The 9,542-nt window shown below is 64.7% G+C and carries 7 protein-coding genes, 1 tRNA gene and 2 pseudogenes; 4 read left to right on the top strand and 6 right to left on the bottom strand.

Features of this window, described 5'->3' with window-relative positions; translation table 11 throughout:
* Nucleotides 1-385: 385 nt before the first annotated feature.
* The 3 genes and pseudogenes from JWP83_RS31125 to JWP83_RS02655 form a co-directional block, all read right to left on the bottom strand.
* Nucleotides 386-601, bottom strand: a pseudogene (locus tag JWP83_RS31125) (hypothetical protein); the annotation flags it as partial.
* A gap of 209 nt (nt 602-810) precedes the next feature.
* Complete coding sequence (locus JWP83_RS02650) at nt 811-1,686, bottom strand: hypothetical protein (RefSeq protein ID WP_297725512.1); 876 nt, start codon at nt 1,684-1,686, stop codon at nt 811-813.
* A 385-nt stretch (nt 1,687-2,071) separates the two neighbouring features.
* Nucleotides 2,072-2,818: an SDR family NAD(P)-dependent oxidoreductase gene (locus JWP83_RS02655; protein WP_297725514.1), complete on the bottom strand. Its 747-nt coding sequence runs from the start codon at nt 2,816-2,818 to the stop codon at nt 2,072-2,074.
* Between the two features lie 502 nt (nt 2,819-3,320).
* Between JWP83_RS02655 and JWP83_RS02660 the strand changes: the two are divergent.
* Nucleotides 3,321-4,396: pseudogene (locus JWP83_RS02660) on the top strand (tyrosine-type recombinase/integrase).
* 48 nt (nt 4,397-4,444) lie between these two features.
* On the opposite strand, the gene JWP83_RS02665 reads toward JWP83_RS02660, so the two are convergent.
* Nucleotides 4,445-4,518: transfer RNA gene (locus JWP83_RS02665), tRNA-Leu, on the bottom strand.
* A gap of 124 nt (nt 4,519-4,642) precedes the next feature.
* On the opposite strand from JWP83_RS02665, the gene JWP83_RS02670 reads away from it, so the two are divergent.
* Nucleotides 4,643-5,269: an ANTAR domain-containing response regulator gene (locus JWP83_RS02670; RefSeq protein WP_297725516.1), complete on the top strand. Its 627-nt coding sequence runs from the start codon at nt 4,643-4,645 to the stop codon at nt 5,267-5,269.
* 262 nt (nt 5,270-5,531) lie between these two features.
* On the opposite strand, the gene JWP83_RS02675 is transcribed toward JWP83_RS02670, so the two are convergent.
* Both JWP83_RS02675 and JWP83_RS02680 read right to left on the bottom strand, forming a co-directional pair.
* Complete coding sequence (locus JWP83_RS02675; RefSeq protein WP_297725520.1) at nt 5,532-6,734, bottom strand: lipid-transfer protein; 1,203 nt, start codon at nt 6,732-6,734, stop codon at nt 5,532-5,534.
* Nucleotides 6,735-6,742: 8 nt separating this feature from the next.
* Nucleotides 6,743-7,237, bottom strand: a complete 495-nt coding sequence (locus JWP83_RS02680; protein ID WP_297725518.1) for a Zn-ribbon domain-containing OB-fold protein — start codon at nt 7,235-7,237, stop codon at nt 6,743-6,745.
* A gap of 127 nt (nt 7,238-7,364) precedes the next feature.
* Between JWP83_RS02680 and JWP83_RS02685 the strand changes: the two genes are divergently transcribed.
* Both JWP83_RS02685 and JWP83_RS02690 read left to right on the top strand, forming a co-directional pair.
* Nucleotides 7,365-7,652 carry an antibiotic biosynthesis monooxygenase gene (locus JWP83_RS02685; protein WP_297725522.1) on the top strand — a complete coding sequence of 96 codons (288 nt, stop codon included), beginning with the start codon at nt 7,365-7,367 and terminating at the stop codon, nt 7,650-7,652.
* A 68-nt stretch (nt 7,653-7,720) separates the two neighbouring features.
* Nucleotides 7,721-9,542 (top strand): DNA polymerase (locus JWP83_RS02690; protein WP_297725524.1); only part of this gene is annotated, 1,822 nt, incomplete at its 3' end.

Below are 9,542 nucleotides of genomic sequence, written 5' to 3' on the forward strand. Positions count from 1 at the left end.
GCACGGTCTTGGCTCAGGGCTCCGAACACACCCGGTCAGGAGGAGTGCTCACCCGGTAGCGGCTACCAGCGACCAAGTTTGCCAAATGCTGCCTCGGCTGGCCTGGCACTTCCCATTAGTCAGGTTATTGGCACCGAGACCACCCCGGACGGACCTACGCCGCTCAGCTGTTTCGCCATAGCGGGTTCGACTGACGCCGCGCCCTTCCCGCCGCGGCGGCACTCACCAGGAACGCGTACCGGCCCTCCATCGGAGCGTCCAGGCGCGGCTATTACGGACACATAAATGAAATGGGGGGGCACACGCGAGGCGCGATCGCTTCCGGCGGCGGATTATCTCCGTCCCAAATTGAGGTTGGTCGACCCTGGCTAGTCACGTTCCCCATCCCATAGTTAGTGGGATACCACGTGTGGCAGACGTTCCAATCCCAATCCACGAAGGCATTCGGTGCGTACGGCATATTCTTGGGGTTCCCTGGGCACCAGTGATGTGGGCCGTCGGCTTGGGCGGTGCCTGCGCCAATGCCCAAGCCAGCGACCGCGACGCCGCCCGATAGCAGTGCTCCGGCAAGGATCCGCTTCAGGGTGTGGTTGGTGTTCATGGTGGGCCTTTCGTTGCTGTCGGGCCGTAGAGTACCGTCGACCGCTTGCGAAATTCTTGCCGTTCGCCTTGCGCTACCGATCCCAACAACCATGCGCGGGCCCGGGACCCCGGCCGGCTCTTCGATTTTGACCGGGCAATCAGCATGAAGTCTGGGTTGCGGTCCGCTTATCGCAAACCACACCGTCAAAAGAATTTAGACACGCCACACTAGGCCGGTCGGCCCGCAAAAGGGACTTCCACGCCTTTTTGAAATGACATAGCCGTACTTTGAACTAGCAACGCGACAGTGAGCAGGACTACCCATAGCCAGGCTTCGCCTGGAGCGATATGTGCGGCTGGATTTGTATATCGTAACGCCACGACGGAGCGTATTACCACGGGGGCAACGACGGCGACAGTGACGTACGGGACGACCGTTCGGAAGTGTCCTGCAATGCGGCCGGCAGGTGATTCCGAACGCCGCCGCTTAATTCCGATGAACCACACGGCGGCGCATACGATTAAGACCGCCAGCGGTATCGGAATCGAGAGCCGGTTGGCCCAGTCCCACAGCGGTTGAAGCGGCCGGTGCGTTTCCGGATCACCCAGCGAGAGCGCGAGATGCGTGAGCGTATCTTCAACGAAGAACACGACAATTGGGGGAACGAGTACCGCTACGAGAAATACGAGGTGTTTGGCGAGTATGCCAGCTGTACCCGAAAAAAACTGCACAATGGCGTAAAGCAACGTATAGATGGAAGCCGCGAACGATACAGCGGTTAGCACTTCCGCGGATGCGGCTCGGCCATCGGTGAGGGCGCACCCGCTCTCGCCAGCAAGCAAGCTGTATCGCAGGGTTGTCAGAAACAGGCCCAGAAAGGCACACACCAGTGCAATTCCTACTAGGGTCTCATGCTCAACCTCACGCGGCTCCAGCGAACGACTTTCGGCGCGACGGCGATAGGCGCGGTCGAGCACGAGATTCATGACGACAAAGGCAAAACCGGCGAGGAGGCCGGTGAACTGCGCGTAGCTCCTGGCCACGATTGATATGTCGAAGCCAGTCCAAGGCACGCAATGGTCAGCAATCAGTCCTATGGCCATTGTCGACATAGTAGCCGCACCGGCCACGGCACCAGTGTTTCGACCCGCACCGTGTTCGGCGTCACTAGTGCCGCGTGTCTGAAGTGGTTTTATATTGTTGATTTGGGATAATTGTGCGGTCGTCGTTGGCGCGCATGGAGCTGAAGGCCCTTGTCCGCGAATGGCTGAACAGAATCCCCGAATTCGAAGTCGGGCCCAGTTTTATCCCGTCCATCGTCCACGAGCCGAGGGGCCTTGACCACGCTGGATGTTCTCTGCCGCTGCGGTGGCCGGTGATGTCGGAGAGCCAATGAACATGCAGAAATCCAAGTCTAGTGTCGACAGGCTGGCCATCGCCGTCTTCGAGGAATCCCAGCGATGCGGCGAAACGGTTCCGACCGGTTGATCAGGTTGCCGACAGGCCGCCGTCGACTTCGAACACAGTGCCGGAGATGTAGGAGGCTTCGGGGGACGAAATGAACACAATGGCGTTGGCCAGTTCCTTGGGGTTGCCCCTTCGGAGCAACGGCACCGTCGCTACCAGCGCATCATTGACTTCCGCGGAGCCCGTGAAGCGATCGGCCATCTCGGTGTCTGTCAGACCCGGCGCAACTGCGTTCACCCGAATACCTGAATTCCCCTGCTCGAGCGCGACCGTCTTGGTCAGACCCTCCACTGCGAACTTGCTGCTGGCATAAGCCGTTCCACCAGCCGCCGCCTTGTGCCCGTAGGTCGAGGCGATGTTGACGATGCTGCCGCTGTCCTGGCCCGCCATCACACGAAGTTCATGCTTCATGCTCAGGAATACTCCGACGACGTTCGCGTCATGGACGGCCCTGAAGTTTTCGACGGTGGCGTCTTGGATGGGGCCGAGCTTGCCTTCGACGCCAGCGTTGTTGACGGCAACGTCGAGGCGGCCGAATTTCGCGACTGCCTTGTCGACAAGGTTGCGGACCTCGTCTTCCTTCGTAACGTCGGCCCGAACGAACTCTGCCTCGGCGCCAAGCGCGCGCAATTCCGTGACAAGGGCTTCCCCCTTGTCGTCGTGGCGGCCGGACACGACGACTGTGGCGCCTTTGTTCGCGAAGGCCACAGCGGTGGCGCGGCCGATGCCGGTGAGGGCGCCGGTAATGAGAACAACCTGTTGAGTCATCTTTTTCCTTCGGCCATGCGGAATATCCGCAGATTGGGTGCGGTGTCGTGAGCCGCGGAAAAACCATACGTCTACGCGATTGATCGGCGGCGTGCGGTCCTCAGCTTGTGGGACGCCACTTCTCCTAGCCTTGAACTAGCCAGATCCCGGTTCGGCAGGAGGCATTGAGCTTGCCCGTATTTTTGGACGGTGGCGGCGGTGACGGCGCTGAAAAGAGCGGGGCAACTCAGTTTCTCGCACGTCGACGACAAGACGGCTACGCGGTAGAGCTGCCTAGGGAGCAGAGGGCCCGCCGCCGAGGACCGCGCGGATAGCCGACGAGAACCTGTGGAATTGGTTGGCTGCCGACAAGCCTCTGCCCGAGGCTCCTGAGCACTTACGCGTCTTCGGTCCGATAGTTCTCGTTATCGCCCAGTTCGGCGGGTTCGCGTGGCCGACATGGCTTCATAAGCGCAAACAGAAAGAGTCACAGGCGCACCTGTCCACAGCGTTGGGGAGGACGTTGGCGACGATTAGCAAGTACCAAACATCAAGCGGTGCAACGCTTTACCGCGTTCGCTATCGTACACCTGGCCGCGGCCAGACCGACAAGCGCGGATTCAAAACCAAGCGTGATGCCGAGGCGTTCGCCAACACTGTCGAGGTCACTAAAGCGCGCGGTGAGTATGTGGCGCCGTCACTCGGGCGCGTCACAGTGGGAGAGCTGGGGTTGGCGCGGCTTGCACGCAAGAAGGCCATTTGAAGCCCAGCGCGTACCGGTCGTACGAAAACGCTTGGCGGGTTTATGTTCAGCCGCGCTGGCGTGCGGCCAAGGTGGCCGACATCCGCTACACCGCAGTCCAGGCGTGGATCGCCGAACTGTCCAAGAAACGCGGGCGTCCTCGACGACGCTGTGCGCGATCGAATGCTCGCCGCGAATCCCGCGCGTGGCGTAAAGCTGCCCCGAAGATCCAAGCGACCGAATGTGTACCTGACAGCCGCCCAGCTGCACAGCCTGGCGATGGAGTCGGGACGGTATGGGTCGCTGGTGCTGGTGCTCGGGACTGTGGGCCTCCGTTGGGGTGAGGCCGCGGCGCTGAGGGTGTCCGACGTCAACTTTTTGCGCCACCGTGTCGTGCTGCATGAGAACGCGGTAGCTGTCGGCGGCCGCACACATGTGGGCACGCTCAAGGCTGGGCACAGCCGTTCGGTGGCGCTGCCGGGTTCGTGGTCGACGGGCTCGCGGTCACCTGCGCGGGCAAGGGCCGCGATGAACTGGTCTGGCCGGCGCAGGACGGCGGCTATCGGGCCCCGCCGACGAACAAGTCGTGGATGGCCGGTGCGGTCGAACGCTGCCAGAAGGCCGATAAGACCTTCCCGAGGATCACAGCGCACGCTCTTCGTTTCACTGCGGCGTCGTTGGCGATCTCGGCGGGCGCGAATGTGAAAGTCGTGCAACGAATGCTGGGGCACGCCTCAGCCGCGATGACCCTCGATGTCTATGCCGATTTGTTCGATGACGACTTCACCGCAGTTGCCGACAAGTTATCTGGAACTGTGGGCAAAGTGTGGGCACGAGGGGGTGATGCAGCAATCTAGCAAACACGAAAACGCAGTCTACCTGCACTAACAGCTTCACAGATTTTGTGCCCTCGGTGGGATTCGAACCCACACTGGACGGGTTTTGAGTCCGTTTCCTCTGCCAGTTGGGATACGAGGGCTCTGGAGGCGAGGGCTCGACCCCCAACCTTAAAGCAGCCTCCCACCATAGAGGATCGGTGTTCTCATCGGTTCTGACCGCCCCCGCGGTCGCTGGTCGCGGGCGTGCACGACAGAATGTCCGTCATGACAGGCCCCACGACCGACACCGACGCCGCTGTGCCGCGCCGGGTCCTGATCGCGGAAGACGAAGCGCTCATCCGGCTGGACTTGGCCGAGATGCTCCGAGAGGAGGGCTACGAGATCGTCGGGCAGGCCGGCGACGGCCAGGAGGCCGTCGAACTGGCCGAGCTCCATAAGCCGGACCTGGTGATCATGGACGTGAAGATGCCGCGCCGCGACGGGATCGACGCGGCCTCGGAGATAGCCAGCAAGCGCCTAGCGCCGATCGTGGTGCTGACCGCCTTCAGCCAACGCGACCTGGTGGAACGCGCCCGCGACGCCGGCGCGATGGCGTACCTGGTGAAGCCGTTCACCATCAGCGACCTGATCCCGGCCATCGAATTGGCGCTCAGCCGGTTCAGCGAGATCACCGAGCTGGAACGCGAAGTGGCGACGCTGTCCGATCGGCTGGAGACGCGCAAGGTCGTCGAGCGCGCCAAGGGCCTGCTGCAGACCAAGCAGGGCATGTCCGAGCCCGAGGCGTTCAAGTGGATTCAGCGCGCGGCCATGGACCGGCGGACCACGATGAAGCGGGTGGCCGAGGTCGTGCTCGAGACTCTCGATACGCCCAAGGACGCGGCTTCGGAGTAGCGCCGCGGCTTTGTGTGTGCGCTGACGGCCTTGTGCGTGCGCCCAGGGCGATAAAACGGGCCAAATCCCACCCTGAGTACACGGTCAAAGCCCCACAGCGCACACGCGATGTGGTGCGCCTATGACGCGGTGCGCCTGTGACGTGGTGCGCCCATATCGACTCTGCGCCGACGGGGCGTCGAGCCTGCGCTCAGATCGCGAATTTGGCCGATTCGACGCGCTGGTTGCAGTCTCGGCGGGTCCCGAGCCCGTTAGAAGCCCGTTAGCGCGCGACGATCACCGACGAGCCGTGGCCGAACAGACCCTGGTTGGCGGTGACGCCGACGGTGGCGTCCTCCACCTGACGGCCGGTGGCCTGACCGCGCAGTTGCCAGGTCAGCTCGCAGACCTGGGCGATGGCCTGGGCGGGGATGGCCTCCCCGAAGCAAGCCAGCCCGCCCGACGGGTTGACCGGGACCTTGCCGCCGAGGGTGGTGGCGCCGCTGCGCAGCAGCGCCTCGGCCTCGCCCTTGGCGCACAGCCCCAGGTGCTCGTACCAGTCGAGCTCCAGCGCGGTGGACAGGTCGTAGACCTCGGCCAGGCTCACGTCCCCGGGCCCGATGCCCGCCTCGGCGTAGGCGGCGTCGAGGATCTGGTCCTTGAACACCCGGTCCGGCGCGGGTACCGCCGCGGTGGAATCCGTTGCGATGTCAGGCAATTCGGGTAGGTGCTGGGGGTAGCGCGGGGTTACCGTGCTCACCGCGCGCACCGAGGGCACGCCGTCGAGCGAGCCGAGGTGCTTACGAGCGAAGTCAGCGCTGGCCACGATCAACGCCGCCGCGCCGTCGGAGGTGGCGCAGATGTCGAGCTGTCGCAACGGGTCGGCCACCACGGGGCTGGCGAACACGTCGTCGACCGAGGCCTCCTTGCGGTAGCGGGCATTCGGGTTCTGCAGGCCGTGCCGGGAGTTCTTGACCTTCACCTGTGCGAAGTCCTCGGGTGTGGCGCCATAGAGGTCCATCCGGCGGCGCGCGAGCAGCGCGAAGTACACCGGGTTCATCGCCCCGATCAGGTGGAACCGCTGCCAGTCGGGGTCGTTCTTGCGCTCGCCGCCGACGGGAGCGAACGCACCCTTCGGGGTGGTGTCGGCGCCGATCACCAACGCGACGTCGCAGAACCCCGCCAGGATCTGGGCCCGGGCGCTCTGCAGCGCCTGCGAACCGCTCGCGCAGGCGGCGTAGCTGGAGCTGACGGGAACCCCGTTCCAGCCGAGTTTTTGCGCGAAGGTCGACCCGGCGATGAACCCCGGGTAGCCGTTGCGGATGGTGTCCGCCCCGGCGACCAACTGGATCTGCCGCCAGTCCAGCCCGGCCTCCGCCAGTGCGGCGCGCGCGGCTACGACGCCGTATTCGGTGAAGTCCCTGCCCCACTTGCCCCAGGGGTGCATCCCGGCGCCGAGGATGTAGAGCGGTTCGGGCGTACTCATGATCGTCGTCATTTGCGCCGCTCCTCCTCATCGCTACGCTCTGCATCGTCGCCGGCGCGCCTCCACGCGTGCACGATCCGCTCGACGCCGCCTTCGTCGGTGAACAGCGGCATGGTGGTCAGTTCCATCTCCATGCCGACCTTCAAATCGTCGGCCAACGTGCCCTCGACGACCTTGCCCAGCACGATCAGTCCCTCGTGGGCCAGCTCCACCGCGGCGATGGCGAATGGCTCAAAGGGGTCGGGGGCGGGGTAGGGCGGCGGCGGTGGATACCGATTTTCGGTGTAGCTCCACAGCGTCCCCCGGGTCGACAACGCGACGGACTCTAGTGTGTCGCTGGCGCAGGCCGGGTTGGGACAGTTGTTCTCTCGCGGCGGGAAGACATAGGTGCCGCACTCGGGGCACTTGCTGCCGATCAGATAGGGGCCATCGCCCCCGTCAGCGGTCGAGCCGGTGGCGAACCATCCGTCGACCGCGGGTTGTTGGCTGGTGACCTCTGACACTCGGCCAGACTACCCAGCCCGACCACAAAACTGAAACGTGTTGCAGTTTGCGGGTGTCACCGATGACTTCCGCGGCCGTCGGCGGTCATACCGGGCAGAGGCGTGATGGATGACGAAGGAGCGTTCCATGGTGATCGTCGCGGGATACCTTGTCGTCGAGCCACCGCAGCGAGACGGCTATCTGGTGGGATGTGAGGCCGTCGTGCAGCAAGCCCGCCACACCCAGGGCTGCCTCGACTTCGCGATCAGCGCCGACCTGCTCGATCCGAGTCGCATCGACATCTTCGAACGCTGGGAGTCGCGTGCCGCCATGGATGCGTTCCGCGGCAGCGGACCCAGCGATGAACAACAAGGTTCGATCGTGCGCGCGTCGGTTTCCGAGTACGACGTGGGCGCTGAGCGGCGGCTGACTTGATGTCATGAGAGGTGCCTAGAGTGTGAGCCGTGAGCGCTCCCGGTGAGGATCAGGCTAAGTCGACTCTGATGTTGCTGGACGGTAATTCGCTGGCGTTTCGGGCGTTCTATGCGCTGCCCGCTGAGAACTTCAAGACCCGCGGCGGCCTGACCACCAACGCGGTGTACGGCTTCACCGCCATGCTGATCAACCTGCTGCGCGACGAGGCGCCGACGCACATCGCCGCGGCGTTCGACGTGTCGCGGCAGACCTTCCGCTCGGAGCGGTACCCCGAGTACAAGGCCAATCGGTCGTCGACGCCGGACGAGTTTCACGGCCAGATCGACATCACCAAGGAAGTGCTGAACGCGATGGGCATCACGGTGCTCTCGGAGCAGGGGTTCGAGGCCGACGACCTCATCGCGACGCTGGCCACCCAGGCCGAAAACGAGGGCTACCGTGTGCTGGTGGTCTCCGGCGACCGCGACTCCCTGCAGCTGGTCAGCGATGACGTCACGGTGCTGTATCCGCGCAAGGGCGTCAGCGAACTCACCCGGTTCACCCCCGAGGCCGTCGTCGAAAAGTACGGGCTGACCCCCACGCAGTACCCCGACTTCGCCGCGCTGCGCGGCGATCCCAGCGACAACCTGCCCGGCATTCCCGGGGTGGGGGAGAAGACCGCCTCGAAGTGGATCGCCGAATACGGCTCGCTGCAAGCGCTGGTCGACAACGTCGACTCGGTCCGCGGCAAGGTGGGCGACGCGCTGCGGGCCAATCTGGCCGGGGTCATCCGCAACCGCGAGCTCACCGACCTCGTCAAAGACGTGCCGCTGGCCCAAACCCCGGACACGCTGCGGCTGGCTCCCTGGGACCGCGACCAGATTCACCGGCTCTTCGACGACCTGGAGTTCCGGGTGTTGCGGGACCGGTTGTTCGAGACCCTGGTTGCCGTCGAGCCCGAGGTCGACGAGGGCTTCGACGTGCGTGGCGGGGCGCTGGAGCCCGGCACGGTCGGGCAGTGGCTGGCCGAGCACGCCGGCACCGGGCGAGCGGGGCTGGCCGTCGCGGGCACCCACCTGCCGCACGGCGGGGACGCGACCGGGCTGGGCATCGCGGCCGCCGACGGCGATGGCGCCTACATCGACACCGCGACTTTGACCCCCGACGACGACGCCGCGCTGGCGGCCTGGCTGGCCGACCCGGCCAAACCCAAAGCGCTGCACGAGGCCAAGCAGGCGATCCACGATCTCGCGGGCCGCGGGTGGACGCTCAAAGGTGTCACCTCCGACACCGCGCTGGCGGCCTATGTGGTGCGGCCGGGGCAGCGCAGCTTCACCCTCGACGATCTGTCCCTGCGCTACCTGCGCCGCGAGCTGCGCGCGGAAACGGCTGAACAGCAACAGCTTTCGCTGCTCGACGACATGGATGGGGTGGACGAGCAAGCCGTCCAGACCCTGATCCTGCGGGCCCGGGCCGTGGTGGACCTCGCCGACGCGTTGGACGCCGAGCTGGATCGCATCGACTCGACCGCGCTGCTGGGGGAGATGGAGCTGCCGGTTCAACAGGTGCTGGCGGACATGGAAAGCGCCGGCATCGCCGTCGATTTGCAGCTGCTGGGCGACTTGCAAAGCCAGTTCGGCGACCAGATCCGCGACGCCGCCGAGGCGGCCTACGCCGTGATCGGCAAGCAGATCAACCTGGGCTCACCCAAGCAGCTGCAGGTGGTGTTGTTCGACGAACTCGGAATGCCGAAGACCAAGCGGACCAAGACCGGCTACACCACCGACGCCGACGCCCTGCAATCGCTGTTCGACAAGACCGGGCATCCCTTCCTGCAACATCTGCTCGCCCACCGCGACGTCACCCGGCTGAAGGTCACCGTCGACGGTTTGCTGAACGCGGCGGCGGCCG

The sequence above is a fragment of the Mycobacterium sp. genome, from assembly GCF_025965855.1.
Taxonomy (GTDB): Bacteria; Actinomycetota; Actinomycetes; order Mycobacteriales; family Mycobacteriaceae; genus Mycobacterium.

Coding starts and splice junctions, on each gene's coding strand:
- JWP83_RS02650 (WP_297725512.1), bottom strand. CDS start 1,686: ATGGCCATAGGACTGATTGCTGACCATTGCGTGCCTTGGACTGGCTTC.
- JWP83_RS02655 (WP_297725514.1), bottom strand. CDS start 2,818: ATGACTCAACAGGTTGTTCTCATTACCGGCGCCCTCACCGGCATCGGC.
- JWP83_RS02670 (WP_297725516.1), top strand. CDS start 4,643: ATGACAGGCCCCACGACCGACACCGACGCCGCTGTGCCGCGCCGGGTC.
- JWP83_RS02675 (WP_297725520.1), bottom strand. CDS start 6,734: ATGAGTACGCCCGAACCGCTCTACATCCTCGGCGCCGGGATGCACCCC.
- JWP83_RS02685 (WP_297725522.1), top strand. CDS start 7,365: ATGGTGATCGTCGCGGGATACCTTGTCGTCGAGCCACCGCAGCGAGAC.